At 70.1% G+C, this 14,431-nt stretch carries 12 protein-coding genes; 8 read left to right on the top strand and 4 right to left on the bottom strand.

Annotation, left to right across the window (positions count from 1 at the left end):
• Nucleotides 1–27 precede the first annotated feature (27 nt).
• The 8 genes from serB to ACIBL3_RS09325 all read left to right on the top strand — a co-directional run bounded on the left by serB (nucleotide 28) and on the right by ACIBL3_RS09325 (nucleotide 10,199).
• A complete protein-coding gene (gene serB, locus ACIBL3_RS09360) occupies nucleotides 28–1,245 on the top strand; it encodes a phosphoserine phosphatase SerB (RefSeq protein ID WP_396352780.1) in 1,218 nt (405 codons plus the stop codon).
• A 36-nt stretch (nucleotides 1,246–1,281) separates the two neighbouring features.
• Entirely contained in the window at nucleotides 1,282–2,175 is an 894-nt protein-coding gene (locus ACIBL3_RS09355; RefSeq protein WP_396352779.1) for a GNAT family N-acetyltransferase, read from the top strand.
• Between the two features lie 74 nt (nucleotides 2,176–2,249).
• Nucleotides 2,250–3,635 carry a glycoside hydrolase family 16 protein gene (locus tag ACIBL3_RS09350; RefSeq protein WP_396352778.1) on the top strand — a complete coding sequence of 462 codons (1,386 nt, stop codon included), beginning with the start codon at nucleotides 2,250–2,252 and terminating at the stop codon, nucleotides 3,633–3,635.
• A gap of 42 nt (nucleotides 3,636–3,677) precedes the next feature.
• Nucleotides 3,678–4,751, top strand: coding sequence for a cyanophycinase (locus ACIBL3_RS09345; protein ID WP_396352777.1), 1,074 nt, complete (start codon nucleotides 3,678–3,680; stop codon nucleotides 4,749–4,751).
• Nucleotides 4,748–7,534 carry a cyanophycin synthetase gene (cphA, locus tag ACIBL3_RS09340; protein ID WP_396352776.1) on the top strand — a complete coding sequence of 929 codons (2,787 nt, stop codon included), beginning with the start codon at nucleotides 4,748–4,750 and terminating at the stop codon, nucleotides 7,532–7,534. The genes ACIBL3_RS09345 and cphA overlap by 4 nt, the downstream gene beginning before the upstream one ends.
• Before the next feature lie 107 nt (nucleotides 7,535–7,641).
• A complete protein-coding gene (locus tag ACIBL3_RS09335) occupies nucleotides 7,642–8,811 on the top strand; it encodes a Dyp-type peroxidase (protein ID WP_396352775.1) in 1,170 nt (389 codons plus the stop codon).
• A gap of 54 nt (nucleotides 8,812–8,865) precedes the next feature.
• Nucleotides 8,866–9,390 carry a SigE family RNA polymerase sigma factor gene (locus tag ACIBL3_RS09330; RefSeq protein WP_396352774.1) on the top strand — a complete coding sequence of 175 codons (525 nt, stop codon included), beginning with the start codon at nucleotides 8,866–8,868 and terminating at the stop codon, nucleotides 9,388–9,390.
• Nucleotides 9,387–10,199, top strand: coding sequence for a hypothetical protein (locus ACIBL3_RS09325; protein WP_396352773.1), 813 nt, complete (start codon nucleotides 9,387–9,389; stop codon nucleotides 10,197–10,199). Before ACIBL3_RS09330 ends, ACIBL3_RS09325 begins: the two co-directional genes overlap by 4 nt.
• A 4-nt stretch (nucleotides 10,200–10,203) precedes the next feature.
• Here ACIBL3_RS09325 and ACIBL3_RS09320 read toward each other — a convergent pair whose 3' ends face one another.
• From ACIBL3_RS09320 to fabG, 4 genes are read right to left on the bottom strand one after another with little or no spacing between them, the layout of a single operon-like run.
• Nucleotides 10,204–11,061, bottom strand: a complete 858-nt coding sequence (locus ACIBL3_RS09320; RefSeq protein ID WP_396352772.1) for a hypothetical protein — start codon at nucleotides 11,059–11,061, stop codon at nucleotides 10,204–10,206.
• Between the two features lie 39 nt (nucleotides 11,062–11,100).
• A complete protein-coding gene (locus tag ACIBL3_RS09315; protein WP_396352771.1) occupies nucleotides 11,101–12,786 on the bottom strand; it encodes a Mur ligase family protein in 1,686 nt (561 codons plus the stop codon).
• Nucleotides 12,787–12,789: 3 nt separating this feature from the next.
• Nucleotides 12,790–13,560, bottom strand: coding sequence for an enoyl-ACP reductase FabI (gene fabI, locus ACIBL3_RS09310; RefSeq protein ID WP_396352770.1), 771 nt, complete (start codon nucleotides 13,558–13,560; stop codon nucleotides 12,790–12,792).
• Between the two features lie 28 nt (nucleotides 13,561–13,588).
• Nucleotides 13,589–14,293 (bottom strand): 3-oxoacyl-[acyl-carrier-protein] reductase, encoded by a 705-nt coding sequence (gene fabG / locus ACIBL3_RS09305; protein ID WP_396352769.1) that lies wholly within the window; start codon nucleotides 14,291–14,293, stop codon nucleotides 13,589–13,591.
• Nucleotides 14,294–14,431: the final 138 nt, after the last annotated feature.

Raw genomic sequence — 14,431 nt, 5'->3', positions numbered from 1 at the left:
GCTGATGTGGGTAGCGTTCGTGGTGCGATGACAGGACAGGCTGAGCTCGAGACGCCACCGCCCGACCGCCCGACGTTGCTGGTCACCTTGACCGGCACGGACCGCCCGGGCCTGACCTCCGCTGTGCTCTCGACGCTCGCCACCCGCGGCGTCGAGGTGATCGACGCCGAGCAGGTCGTGCTGCGCGGCCGGCTGGTGCTCGGTGTGCTGGTGTCCGCACCCCGCGATCACAAGACCCTCAAGGAAGAGCTGAAGGCGCTCGAGCCGATCCTCGACGTCGACATCTCGGTCAAGAAGGGCATCGGCGACAACGAGCCGCGGCGCGAAGGCCGCAGCCAGGTGACCGTGATCGGTCATCCGCTGACCGCGGCCGGACTGGCCGCGATCGCCGGCCGGATCGCCGACACCGGCGCGAACATCGACCGGATCAGCCGGATGGCGCGCTACCCGGTGACCGCGATGGAGATCGCCGTCTCCGGCGCCGATCCGGAGGCGCTGCGCACTGTGCTGGCGATGGAAGGGGTCCGGCAGAAGCTCGACGTCGCCGTCCAGGCCGGCGGGTTGTACCGGCGGGCCAAGCGGCTGATCGTGATGGACGTCGACTCGACGCTGATCCAGGGCGAGGTCATCGAGATGCTCGCCGGGCACGCGGGCCGGCTGGACGAGGTCGCCGCGGTCACCGAGCGGGCGATGCGCGGCGAGCTCGAGTTCGCCGAGTCCCTGCACCATCGGGTCGCGGCGCTGGAAGGCCTGCCGGTGTCCGCGCTGGACGAGGTGTACGACGCGATCCAGCTGGCTCCCGGGGCACGGACGCTGGTCCGGACGCTGAAGCGGCTCGGGTACCAGTTCGCGATCGTCAGCGGCGGGTTCAGCCAGATCACCGACAAGCTGGCCGCCGACCTCGGCATCGACTACGCGGCGGCCAACCAGCTGGAGATCGTCGACGGCAAACTCACCGGCCGGGTGATCGGCGACGTCGTCGACCGCGCCGGGAAGGCCGTCGCGCTGCGCCGGTTCGCCGCGAAGTCCGGTACGCCGCTGTCCCAGACGGTCGCGATCGGTGACGGCGCCAACGACCTCGACATGCTCGCTGCCGCCGGGCTCGGCGTCGCGTTCAACGCCAAGCCGGTCGTCCGCGCGGCGGCCGACACGCACCTGAGCGTGCCCTACCTGGACACGATCCTGTACCTGCTCGGCATCAGCCGCGAGGAAGTGGAAGCCGCGGACGCGGATCATCCGGCCTGAGCGGACTTCCCGCGCGGACTGCGCGATGATCGGGTCATGTTCCCACCGGGGTTCACGAGCCGACCCGCGACGATCGGCGACGCCGAGGCGATCTACCGGCTGATCGCGACCGGCGAGATCCAGTGGCACGGCCGCGCCGAGGTGGTCCCGGACGCGGTCGCCGCCGATTTCGAGCGGCCCGAGCTCGACGTTGAACGCGACACACTCGTCGTCCATGCCGCCAACGGCGACCTCGCCGCGTGGGCTTGGCTGCATCTGGGCAAACGCGGTCAGGTCGACGTGCACCCGTCGTACCGGGGACTGGGCATCGGTACGACGCTGGTCGAGTGGACGGAGGCACGGTCGCGCGAGGTGGGCAGCGAGTGGATGGCGCAGACGGTCGACGACGCGGACAAGGCGGGGAACGACCTGATGCGGTCGCGCGGCTACGAGGTGCTCGCGACCAATTGGCTGCTGGAGCGGCCGATCGCGACCGCAGCCTCGCGTCAGGCTCCGGACGGCATCACAGTCCACGCCTACGACGAGGCGCAGTCCCACGCGGTGCATGAGCTGATCGACGCCGCGTTCTCCGAGTTCCAGCCGAGGCGGAAGTCGTACGACGAGTGGGCCCGGCTGACCGTGGAGCGGGAGACCTTCCTGCCGAACGCCTCGACGCTGGCGTACGCCGGTGCCGAGCTCGTCGGCGCCATCGTCGCGCTCGATCTACCGGAGACCAACGAGGGGTACGTCGAGCAGGTCGCCGTACGCGCGGACCAGCGCCGCAAGGGCATCGCCCGGGCCATGCTGGACGCCACCTGCGCCGAGTTCGGCCGGCTCGGGCGGGGGGACTGCATCCTCTGGACGCACTCGGGGACCGGCGCGCTCGCCATGTACGAAAACCTCGGCATGCGCGTGCGCCGCAGTACGACGGTCTACCGCCGCCGGCTCTGATCCGGACCGTGACGAGCTGTTGACACGTTGCCATGAGAGCGCTCACATTGACCTCACCAACCCTGGAGGTCGCTATGCGTTCCCGCCCCTTGATCGCCGCATTGCTCACCCCACTACTCGTCGCCGGCGCAGTAACCGGCGCAGTCACCGGCGCTGTAGGCTCCGCTGACGCCAGCGTGCCGCCGCCCGCGTCCGGCTGGACGACCGTCTGGAGCGACGACTTCGACGGTCCCAGCGGCACCCTGCCGTCGGGCGCCAACTGGATCATCGACACCGGCCACGGCTACCCGGGCGGCCCCGGCAACTGGGGCACCGGCGAGATCCAGAACTACACGAACAGCACCAACAACCTGGCCTTGGACGGCGCCGGCAACCTGCGGATCACGCCGCGCCGGGACGCGGCCGGCAACTGGACGTCGGCCCGGATCGAGACCCAGCGCAGCAACTTCAAGCCACCCGCCGGCGGCGTGCTCGCGATCGAGAGCCGGATCCAGATGCCGAATGTCACCGGCACCGCGGCACTCGGCTACTGGCCGGCGTTCTGGGCGCTCGGAGCGCCGTACCGGGGGAACTACTGGAACTGGCCGGGGATCGGCGAGTTCGACATCATGGAGAACGTCAACGGGATCAACTCGGTCTGGGGTGTGCTGCACTGCGGCGTGAACCCCGGCGGCCCGTGCAACGAGACCAGCGGCCTCGGCGCCAGCCGCGCGTGCCCGGGCTCGACCTGCCAGTCCGGATTCCACACCTACCGCTTCGAGTGGGACACCAGCAGCTCGCCGAACCAGCTGCGTTGGTACGTCGACGGACAGCAGTTCCACGCGGTCAGTCAAGGCCAGCTGCCCGCGGACACGTGGACGAACATGACGTCGCACGCCGGCTACTTCATCCTGCTGAACGTCGCCATCGGCGGTGCTTTCCCGGATGCGCTCAACGGACCGACGCCGCGACCCGAGACCGTTCCGGGGCACCCGATGGTCGTGGACTACGTCGCGGTGTGGTCGCGCGGTGGCGGCACGACTCCCCCGACCACGCCGCCGCCGAGTGGTGGCAGCGCCTACAGCACGATTCAGGCGGAGTCGAACAGCCAGCAGTCCGGCATGGGCGTGGAGGCGACGACCGACACCGGTGGTGGCCAGAACCTGATGCAGATCAGCAACGGGGACTGGGCGCTCTACCGAGGACTCGACTTCGGCAGCACCGCCGCGACCCAGTTCGTCGCGCGAGTCGCGTCGGGTGCAGCGGGTGGAGTCAGCGGACTGGTCGAAGTCCGTCTGGACAGTCGTTCCAATCCACCGATCGGCAGCTTCGCGATCGCCAACACCGGCGGGTGGCAGTCCTGGCGGACGGTCCCGGCCAACATCTCCGGTGTGACCGGCGTTCACGACGTCTACATCACCTTCACCAGCGGCCAACCCGCCGACTACGTCAACCTCAACTGGCTGACCTTCGGCCGCTGACCGGATACGGCTCCGGAGGGGGTCAGCACCTATCCTTCGGCTATGTCTGAACAGCAGGGTGGGGTGAGCAGCGGGCCGGGGGCCCTGTTCGCCATCGGCGGCGCCGAGGACAAGCTGAAGAAGCGCACGGTGCTGCAGGAGTTCGTCGAGGCCGCCGGTGGGTCGAAGGCCCGGATCGTGGTCGTGCCGACCGCGTCGGCACTCGGCCCGGATGTCGTCGACGTCTACCACGCGCTGTTCGCCGCACTCGGCGCCGAGAGTGTCGTCGGGGTCCGCCCGGAGACCCGCGAGGACGCCGACGACCCGGCCTTCATCGAACCGCTGCACGACGCCACCGGCGTGTTCATGACCGGCGGCAACCAGCTCAAGCTCGCCGGGGTCGTCACCGGTACGGCGTTCGGCCGCGCGGTCACCGCCGCCCACGCCCGCGGTGCGGCCGTCGGCGGTACGTCGGCCGGCGCGAGCATCCTGGCCGAGCACATGATCGCGTTCGGCCGGGCCGGCGCCACCCCGCGGCAGCGGATGAGCCAGCTGTCCGGCGGCCTCGGCCTGGTCCAGGGCGCGATCGTCGACCAGCACTTCGCCCAGCGGAACCGGTACGGCCGGCTGCTGTCGCTGGTCGCCCAGTCCCCCGGGCTGCTCGGCATCGGCGTCGACGAGGACACCGCGGCCGTGGTCCGCGGCTCTCACCTGGAGGTCGTCGGCCGTGGCGCGGTGACGATCTTCGACGGCAGCCGGATCACGTCCAACGCCCACTATGCCAAGCGATCCGAGCCGATCCTGGCGTCGGGCGTCGTACTGCATGTGTTGCCCGCGACGGCCACGTTCGACCTGCAGGCGCGGGTGCTGCTGTCGTACGGACCGCAGCCGCCGGCCGAGGAGATCGCCGAACTGCAGGCCGCCGAGCGGGACCTGCAGAAGCTGGCCAAGGAGATCGCCGCCGAGGGGGTGTCACCGAAGTACTACGCGGACCGCAAGCGACGGGCCGGACGCCGTACGTCGAAACGGCCGGCGGCGGCCGGGGAGTCCAGACCGGAGGCGACCGAGCCGATCACGGCCGGCGCCGAACTCGACCACCCCGACCTGCCCGCAACCCAAGACAACGGATCCACATGACCGACACGCAAGGCACCCCGGCTCCCGACCTCAAGATCATCGAGACCCGCGTCTACCGCGGGCCGAACGTCTGGAGCTACGACCCGGCCATCCATCTCGTCGTCGACCTGGGCTCGCTGGAGAGCTTCCCGTCGAACACCATCCCCGGCTTCACCGAGCAGCTGCTCGCGGACCTGCCCCGGCTCGACCAGCACCACTGCTCGCGCGGCCGCAAGGGCGGCTTCATCGAGCGGCTGCACGAGGGCACCTGGCTCGGCCACATCGCCGAGCACGTCGCCCTCCAGCTGCAGCAGGAGGCCGGTCACGACATGCGCCGCGGGAAGACCCGCCAGGTGAAGGGTGTCCCGGGCCGCTACAACATCACCTACGCGTACGCCGACGAGTCGGTCGGGCTGGCCGCGGGCGAGCTCGCCGTACGGTTCGTCAACCATCTGGTCCAGCCGGACCCGGGCTTCGACTTCACCACCGAGCTGGAGAAGTTCATCAAGCAGGCCGAGCGGACCGCGTTCGGGCCGTCGACGCAGGCGATCGTGGACGAGGCGGTGTCCCGCGACATCCCGTGGATCCGGCTGAACAAGGCCAGCCTGGTCCAGCTCGGCCAGGGCGTGCACGCGAAGCGGATCCGGGCCACGATGACGTCGGAGACCGGCTCGATCTCGGTCGACATCGCGAGCGACAAGGACCTGACCACCCGACTGCTCGCGTCCGCGGGCCTGCCGGTGCCACGGTCGGAGTCGGTCCGTACGGTCGACGAAGCGGTCGCGGTCGCGCACAAGATCGGGTACCCGGTGGTCTGCAAGCCGCTCGACGGCAACCACGGCCGCGGCGTGTGCCTGAACCTGCAGAACGCCGACGCCGTCCGCGAAGCCTTTCCGATCGCGGCCGAGCAGTCCCGGCGCGGGTGGGTGATCGTGGAAAACTTCGTCACCGGCAAGGACTACCGGTGCCTGATCATCAACGGCCGGATGGAGGCGATCGCCGAGCGCGTCCCGGCCCACGTGGTCGGCGACGGCGTCCACACGGTGGCCGAGCTGGTCGAGATCACCAACGCCGACCCGCGGCGAGGTGTCGGGCACGAGAAGATCCTGACCCGGATCACGATCAACAACGCCGCCCGGGAGCTGGTGCGCAACCAGGGGTACGAGCTGGACGACGTACCGCCGGAAGACGCCATGGTGAAGCTGACGCTGACCGGGAACATGTCGACCGGCGGGATCTCGATCGACCGGACCTTCGAGGCGCATCCGGAGAACGTCGAGATCGCCGAGGAGGCGGCCCGGATGATCGGGCTGGACATCGCCGGCATCGACTTCATCTGCCCCGACATCACCCAGCCGGTGCGCGAGACCGGCGGCGCGATCTGCGAGGTGAACGCGGCGCCGGGCTTCCGGATGCACACCAACCCGACGATCGGCGAGCCGCAGTACATCGCCAAGCCGGTCGTCGACATGCTGTTCCCGCCCGGCGCGACCAGCCGGATCCCGATCGTCGCGGTGACCGGGACGAACGGCAAGACCACCACGTCGCGGATGATCAGCCACGTCTTCAAGGGCCTCGGCCGCAAGGTCGGGATGACCTCGACCGACGGCATCGTGATCGACGAGCGGCTGGTGATCCGGCAGGACGCGTCCGGCCCGAAGTCGGCCCGGATGGTGCTGCAGAACCCGCGGGTCGACTTCGCCGTCTTCGAGGTGGCCCGGGGCGGGATCCTGCGCGAGGGCCTCGGCTACGAGCGCAACGACATCGCGGTGGTGCTGAACATCCAGCCTGACCACCTCGGTCTGCGCGGCGTGGAGACCCTCGAGCAGCTGGCCGACGTGAAGGCGGTGCTCGTCGAAGCGGTGCCGCGGTCGGGGTACGCCGTACTGAACGCGGACGACCCGCTGGTGCGCAAGATGCGGCGGAAGTGTTCGGGCCAGGTGGTGTGGTTCAGCATGGCCGAGGCGGGCAGTGAGGTCCGCGACTACATCGACAGCCACTGCCGCCGGGGCGGACGCGCGGTCGTTCTGGAACGGTCGGACCTGGGCGACATGATCGTGGTCAAGCACGGCCGCCGGTCGATGCAGCTGGCCTGGACTCACTTGCTCCCGGCAACGTTCGGCGGGCGGGCGATGATGAACGTGCAGAACGCGATGGCGGCCGCGGCGGCCGCGTTCGCCGCCGGCGCGCCGCTGCACGACATCCGGCAGGGGCTTCGGACGTTCAGTACGTCGTACTACCTGTCGCCGGGCCGGTTGAACGAGATCGACGTGGACGGGCGGACCGTGATCGTCGACTACTGCCACAACGCGCCGGCGATGCGGATGCTGGGTGACTTCGTCGACCGGCTCGGTGAGAGCCTGAGCGCGTCCTCGGAGCTCGGGCGGCCGTCCCGGATCGGCGTGGTCGCGACCGCGGGCGACCGGCGCGACGACGACATCCGTGAGCTCGGCGAGGTCGCGGCGCAGCACTTCGACGTGGTCGTGGTCCGCGAGGACGCCCGGCTGCGTGGACGCAAGCGCGGCGAGTCGGCAGCGCTGGTCGAGGCGGGTGTTCGGGCCGCGATGGAGAACGGGGCCCGCTGCCGTCAGGTCGACATCGTGCTGGACGAGCTGACCGCGATCCGGCATGCGCTGGGGCGGTCGAATCCGGGCGATCTCGTCGTACTGTGCGTCGATCAGCACCAGACGGTGCTGGCGGAGCTCGAGTCGGTCTCGCACCTCGCGCAGGCAGGGGCGCGGTCGGGTGACGAGGGCGGCGACCCGGACTTCGTCCAGCCTGACGAGGAGCCGGCCGACGACTGACGGGAACTTGCCTGAGGCAAGCCTCGTTGCTTGTCCGTGAAGCTGAAGGCGCACACCCACCTCTCCCCTGGCGGCGAAGAGCACTACCACCCCACACCGACGACGAAGTGACCACCAGACGACAGTTCTTCGGGTACGCCGGCGCGGCCGCCGTCGGTGCGGCCGCAGCTGGTGGTGCTGTTGCTGTTGGCACCGATGCGCCGGAGGCACAGCCGGTTGCTCGGGTGGTTGGGCCGTATGGGGAGCATCAGCCCGCGATTGCCGCTCCCTCGCCTAAGAACGCTGAGTTGGTGGCGCTGAAGCTTTTGCCGGGGGCGGACAAGGCGGGGCTTGGGCGACTGATGCGGTTGTGGAGTAATGACATCGTGGCGTTGGCTGATGGGCGGGCGGCGCCTGGGGATCCGGCGCCGGGGCTGGCGGTGGCCAATGTTGCGTTGACGGTCACGGTCGGGTTTGGGGCGCGGGTGTTCGAGCTGACCGGGCAGAAGCCGGCCGGGCTGGACGACTTGCCGGTGATGAAGCACGATCGGCTCGACCCCGCGTGGTCGGGTGGCGATCTGCTGGTGATGGTCGGCGCGGACGACGCGGTCAGCGTGGTGCACGCCGTACGGCGGCTCGTCGCCGACGCCAAGCCGTTCGCCACCCCGGTGTGGCGGCAGACCGGGTTCTGGAACGGGACCGGCTCCGACGGTCAGCCGGTCACCGGCCGGAACCTGTTCGGCCAGGTCGACGGCACCGGCAACCCGGCCGTCGGGACGCCGGAGTTCGACAGCACGGTGTGGTCGACTGACGGTCCCGACTGGTTCCGCGGTGGTACGACGCTCGTCGTACGGCGGATCCGGATGAACCTGGACACCTGGGACGAGCTCACCCGGTCGGAGCAGGAGCGCGCGGTCGGCCGGAAACTGTCGAACGGCGCACCCCTGACCGGCGCAGCCGAACACGACGAACTCGACCTGCAAGCCCGGGACGCCGGCGGACGGCTCGTGATCGCCGAGAACTCGCACGCCCGCCTGTCCCACCACTCGGAGAACGACGGCCGCCGGATCTTCCGCAAGGGCCTCAACTACGTCCAGGACACCGGTCCGAACCGCGAGTCCGGCCTGATCTTCCTCAGCTACCAGGCCGACGTCGCCGGCCAGTTCCTGCCCCTGCTCGCCCGCCTCGACGCGGCCGACACCCTGAACGAGTGGACCACCACCATCGGCTCCGCCGTCTTCGCCCTCCCACCCGGCTTCCAGCCCGGCGGCTGGCTGGCCCAGTACCTTCTCGGCTGACCTGTCACCCTGCAACGCTGCTGATGGCGTTCAAGGGGTGAGGAAGGGATGCCGATGAGAGATGACTCGAGTGACTTCGATGCCTTTGTGCGGGCGCGGTGGACCGCGACGGCGCGGCTCGCGTACGCGCTGACCCTGGATCACCAGAAGGCGGAGGACCTCGCGCAGGAGGCCTTCACGAAGTTGTGGTTCCACTGGCACAAGGTGCGCGACGGGAGCCCAGAGGCGTACCTGCGCAAGATCGTCACCACGCTCTTCCTGTCCAGCCGGCGCCGCCGCTGGCTCGGCGAACGCCCCACCGACTCACCACCCGACACCGCGACCGGCTCGGCGATCGCACAGGTGGACGAACGGCTCGCCCTCCGCGCGGCGATGGCCCGGCTGAGCCCGAGGCAACGGGCCGCCGTCTACCTCCGGTACGCCGAGGACCTGTCCGAGCAGACCGTGGCCGACCTGCTCGGCTGCTCGGTCGGCGCCGTGAAGCAGCACACCCGCCGCGGCCTCGATGCCCTGCGCAACGACCAGACCTTCACCACACCCGACGAACTGGCCACCCTGGCCCCGAGGGGGATCGCATGACCGACGACCTGAGCACGAAGCTCGCCGTACTGACCGATGACCGTCCTGAGCCCGCCGATCCTGCCGCACCGATCCGCCTTCGCATCAAGCGCCGCCAACGGCGTCGTCGCGGTACGGCGATCGTGGTAGCGACTGCGGCAGCCACAGCAGCCGTACTCGCGACCGGGCCGGTGCTGAACACGATCCGGTCGGCAGACAACGAGCCCGGAGTCGCGGGCTTCGGGGCGTCGATCCCAGTCGTCACGCCAACGCCGGCGGTGATGCCGGCGCCGTGGTCGGACGAGGTGTTCACCAAGCTGCCGGACGCGAATGCCTACAAGCCGCGCGCCTACTACGTCGCGAAGGGCACCATCCCCACCGAGAGCTGGGCGATGCTCGCCTTCTCGGAGTCCGGCTGCATGGTCGGCGACGAGGGCCCGGCGGTCAGCTTCGGCCGTCCGTACGTCTGCTTCAACGAGTGGGCGCCCGGCCAGCGGGCGAGTCACCACGTCGTCCAGGGGTACGCCAAGGAGAAGAACGCCGCGAAGATCGACCAGACGCTCGTCTTCGGCGCCGTCTCCCCCGACGCGCGCAGGGTCCAGGTCAACGTCGGCACAAAGATCTACACAGCCGACGCGGTCGGCACACCCGCGACGAACAAGCTGCGATTCTTCGCCCTCGTCATCCCGCGCAAGGACATCAGAATCACCGCGGTGGCCCCCCTCGACGCAACCGGCAAGCTCGCCGCCGCCCCGACCGGCGTCGCAACGGACATGCCATGCGACACCGACCCGGGCGCCACCTGCGTCACGGCAACCCCAGCCAAGTAGCCCGTCAGCCGAGTGCTTCCGGACGGCGGGGCAGCCAGCGGCGGCGCGGTTCGTCGCGGTCGATCCAGTCGAGGTCGTCGGAGAGTACGGCGTCGTTCGAGCGCTCGGCGTACGGGTCGGGTGGTGGCGGGGGTGGCGGCAGGGCGCGGAGTTTGAGGGCAGTCATCGGGATGGCGAGGAGTATGGCGAGGACCAGCCAGGGCCAGTACTCGCGCAGGACCGGCTCGAAGGACTGGAAGAACGCATCCGTCGCGGCGTCAGCCGTGAGGTCGGCCGACCGGCCGGCAGGAGCGAGGCTGATCACGCGGACGCCGGCGACGACTCCGAAAGCCACTAGGTAGAAGCCGGTCAGTGGGACCCAGAAGAACGCCGACCGCCAGCCCCGCCGCCAGCAGGCGACGTACAGCAGCAGCGCCAGACCGACTGCGACCAGCAAACCGTTCAGCTGCCACAGCCAGCGCCACTCCTGCAGCTGGTTCGCCGGACGCAGCGCCAGCCAGGCGACCGGGATCGCCAGGGCGAACGCCGCGACCACCGAGCTTCGGGTGCCCAGGGCACCGAACAGCCCGCCGACGGCACTTGCCACCAGCAAGGTCAGCAGGAACTCGGTGGCGGCGAAAGAGTTCCCGGTCAGCCACCACATGCCGGCGGCAACGACCAGGACGAGCGGCAGGGTCAGCCGGATCCGCCGGACGAACAGTCCGGCGGCGATCCCGCCGGCGTACCCACCCAGGATGAGCAGGTCCAGCCGCGACGGCACGAACAGCGTCGTACCGTCCGGGAGTCCCTTCAGGTAGGTGGCGGCGAAACCCGCCACGAACCAGGCGGCAACCGCGGACGGCACCGACCACAGGTAGCGCATCTCTCACCCCGTTCCCGCCCCGACCGCGGGCGGACAGGGCTAGTGCTGGGCTCGTTCGACCTTGCTCTTCAAGATCTCCGGTGTGTCGACGGTAGCCCCCTCGGCCCGCAACCAGGCGTCAAGACTCGCCCGATCCTGCAGAGACATCACCGCGACCACGTCCCCGGGCTTCGCCTCGGCGACCAGCGCCTGCGCCGCCGCCAGCTCGGTCGGGTACGACGGCACGTCGTCCACGCCGACCGATGCGGCGCCCTCGCGGAACACCGCGTCGAGCTCCGACGGCGGCCGACCGCGCAGGTAGTCGCTCTTGTGGCCGATCATCACCCGATCCGCCGCCCGGGCGCCCATCGCCCCGAGCGCCAGCACCATGTCGTCGGCCCGGTCGCCCGGCGACCCGAGAGCGAGCAGCAACCGTCCGTCCGGCGGCCGGACGCCGTGCATGATCTCGAGCAGCGCCTCCAGGCCGGCCTCGTTGTGTGCGAGGTCGATCACGACGGTGAAGTCGCGCAGCGAGTACATGTTCATCCGGCCGGGGTTGTTCTCGTTCGGCGCGAACGAGCTCAGCCCCTCGATCACCGCGGCGCGCGGCAGCCCGAGCCCGAGCGCCGCCGACGCCGCGGCCAGCGCGTTCTCCACGTTGAAGTGCGACAACCCCGACAGCGTCATCGGTACGTCGACGACCTTCAGCAACGGCTCCGGGTCGCTGGCCTGATCGAGCACGGTGATGAACCCGTCGAGCACCGTGGTCGCCCGGCCGCCCTCGTCCAGCACGGTCCGGATCGACGGCGAGTCGGGGTCGCGGGAGAACACCCAGCACTTGGCCGGCGAGCCGAGCCGCATCGCGAACGTGCGCGGGTCGTCGCCGTTCACCACGCACCAGCCCCGCGGCCGGGTGATCTGCGTGATCACCGCCTTCACCTCGGCCAACTGGTCGACGGTGTCGATACCGCCGAGGCCGAGGTGGTCCGCGGTGACGTTGGTGACGACGGAGACGTCGTTCGAGGTGACGCCGACGCCACGACGCAGGATGCCGCCGCGGGCGGTCTCGGTGACCGCGAGCTGGATGCCCGGCTGGGACAGCACCTGACCGGCTCCGCTCGGGCCGGAGAAGTCGCCGTACTTGACCAGCTCGCCGTCGAAGTACACGCCGTCGGTGCTGGACCAGCCGACGTGCAGGCCGGCGGCGCGGCCGATGTGCGCGATCATCCGCGAGGTGGTGGTCTTGCCGTTCGTCCCGGTCACCGCGACTACGGGCACCTTCGGCCGCAGCGTCGGCGGCGAGTTGCCCGGCGGCTCGTTGCGCACCCGGTCCCCGACGGTCCCGATCAGGTCGGCCAGGTCGTCGGTGCCGAAGGCGTCCAGGACCTCGACGATCGCCGCGCCGAGTGCGCGGGCCCGGCCTTCGTGGGCCCATGGGAAGGCGACGACGAGACGCCGTACGTCGGACTCCGGGCGGACCCGGACGCCGATCCGGCCGATCCCGGCCTCACGAGCGATCCGCCGTACGACGTGACCGGCGACCCGGATCGCGAACCGCTGCCGGAAGCCGGAGCCGATCCGGCCCGGGCGGGTGGCGCCGAGCCCGATGGCCTGGGCGTACGCCTTCGCGGCCGGGGCCGGGGCGTCGACGAGTGCGGACACGTCGAGCGTGAGCTTGACGGCGGCACGGCTGAAGTAGAGGTTGGCTCCGTCCAGGACGCGGAGCTCAACCAGCGATGTGGCCAACCCCTACGCTCCCATCGCGTGGTAGCCGCCGTCGACGTGCACGATCTCGCCGGTGGTCGCGGGGAAGAAGTCGCTGAGCAGGGCAACGATGGTCCGGCCGGTCGGCTCGAGGTCGGCCGGATCCCAGCCCAGCGGCGCCTTGTCCACCCACGGCTCCTCGAACTTCTCGAAGCCCGGGATCGCCTTCGCGGCCAGCGTCTTCAGCGGGCCGGCCGAGACCAGGTTGCAGCGGATGCCCTGGGCACCGAGGTCGCGGGCCAGGTACCGGTTCGTCGACTCCAGCGCCGCTTTGGCCACACCCATCCAGTCGTACCCGGGCCAGGCTACGGTGGCGTCGAAGGTCAGCCCGACGACACTGCCGCCGCGGCTCATCAACGGCGCGCAGGTGACCGCAAGAGCCTTCAGCGAGTACGCCGACACGTGGACAGCCTGGGACACGTCCTCCCACGGCCCGTCCAGGAACTTGCCGCCGAGGATGGTCTCCGGGTTCCCGTACGCGATCGAGTGCACGACGCCGTCCAGACCGTCGACGTGCTCACGGACGGCGTCCGGCAGCGCGGACAGGTGGTCGGGATCGGTGACGTCCAACTCCAGGACAGGAGGTTCGACAGGCAGGCGTTTGGCGATCCGTTTGGTGATGCTCAGCGCGCGGCCGAAGTTCGAGATCAGCACGGTGGCGCCCTGTTCCTGCGCCACCTTGGCCGTGGCGAAGCCGATCGAGGAGTCCAGCGTGACTCCGGCGACCAGGATCCGCTTGCCGTCGAGGATGCCCACCGGCGTCCCTTTCTAGAGTTGGTGTTGGCTAGTTGCCCATGCCGATGCCGCCGTCGACCGGGATCACCGCACCGGTGATGTACCCGGCCTCCGCGGAGGCGAGCCAGCGGACCGCGCTCGCGATCTCCTCGGTCAGGCCGAACCGGCCGAGCGGGATCTGGCTCAGGTACTGCTTCTGGGTCTCCTCCGGCAGCACCGCGGTCATGTCGGTCTCGACGAAACCGGGCGCGACCACGTTCGCGGTGATCCCGCGGCTGCCGAGCTCACGGGCGATCGAACGGGCCATGCCGATCAGGCCGGACTTGCTGGCCGCGTAGTTCACCTGGCCGGGCGAGCCGAGCAGGCCGACCACCGAGGAGATGAACACGATCCGGCCTTTGCGCAGCCGCAGCATCCCCTTGGCCGCGCGCCGGGCGACCCGGAACGAGCCGGTGAGGTTGGTGTCGATCACCGAGGACCAGTCGTCGTCGCCCATCCGCAGCAGCAGCGTGTCGCGGGTGATGCCGGCGTTGGCCACCAGCACCTCGACCGGGCCGTGCTGCTCCTGGATCGTGTCGAACGCCGCGTCGACCTGCTCCTGGTCGGTGATGTCGCACTTGACGCCGAGGAAGCCCTCCGGCGGCGGGCTGGTGTTGTACGTGACGGCCACCTGGTCGCCGGCCTCCCGGAACGCGGTCGCGATCGCCAGCCCGATGCCCCGGCTGCCACCAGTCACCAACACAGACCTGCTCACAAGCCCTCCTCACGTCGCCAGTCGGACGAACGCTATCGCGGCCCCCGGAACCACCGTTCGAGGGGTTATCCCCCTGAACGGTGGGTTCTCTGTCGGTGTACGAGGGGAGAAGCCATCACCCGACGGGATATCCCCTCG

The sequence above is a fragment of the Kribbella sp. NPDC050124 genome (genome assembly GCF_044460355.1).
GTDB lineage: Bacteria > Actinomycetota > Actinomycetes > Propionibacteriales > Kribbellaceae > Kribbella.
This window is presented reverse-complemented; position numbering and strand designations above follow the sequence as displayed.

What these genes read in the sequence shown, in the direction of transcription:
- ACIBL3_RS09330 (WP_396352774.1), top strand. Translation starts at nt 8,866, where the DNA reads ATGAGAGATGACTCGAGTGACTTCGATGCCTTTGTGCGGGCGCGGTGG.
- ACIBL3_RS09325 (WP_396352773.1), top strand. Translation starts at nt 9,387, where the DNA reads ATGACCGACGACCTGAGCACGAAGCTCGCCGTACTGACCGATGACCGT.
- ACIBL3_RS09350 (WP_396352778.1), top strand. Translation starts at nt 2,250, where the DNA reads ATGCGTTCCCGCCCCTTGATCGCCGCATTGCTCACCCCACTACTCGTC.
- ACIBL3_RS09345 (WP_396352777.1), top strand. Translation starts at nt 3,678, where the DNA reads ATGTCTGAACAGCAGGGTGGGGTGAGCAGCGGGCCGGGGGCCCTGTTC.
- serB (WP_396352780.1), top strand. Translation starts at nt 28, where the DNA reads ATGACAGGACAGGCTGAGCTCGAGACGCCACCGCCCGACCGCCCGACG.
- cphA (WP_396352776.1), top strand. Translation starts at nt 4,748, where the DNA reads ATGACCGACACGCAAGGCACCCCGGCTCCCGACCTCAAGATCATCGAG.
- ACIBL3_RS09355 (WP_396352779.1), top strand. Translation starts at nt 1,282, where the DNA reads ATGTTCCCACCGGGGTTCACGAGCCGACCCGCGACGATCGGCGACGCC.
- ACIBL3_RS09320 (WP_396352772.1), bottom strand. Translation starts at nt 11,061, where the DNA reads ATGCGCTACCTGTGGTCGGTGCCGTCCGCGGTTGCCGCCTGGTTCGTG.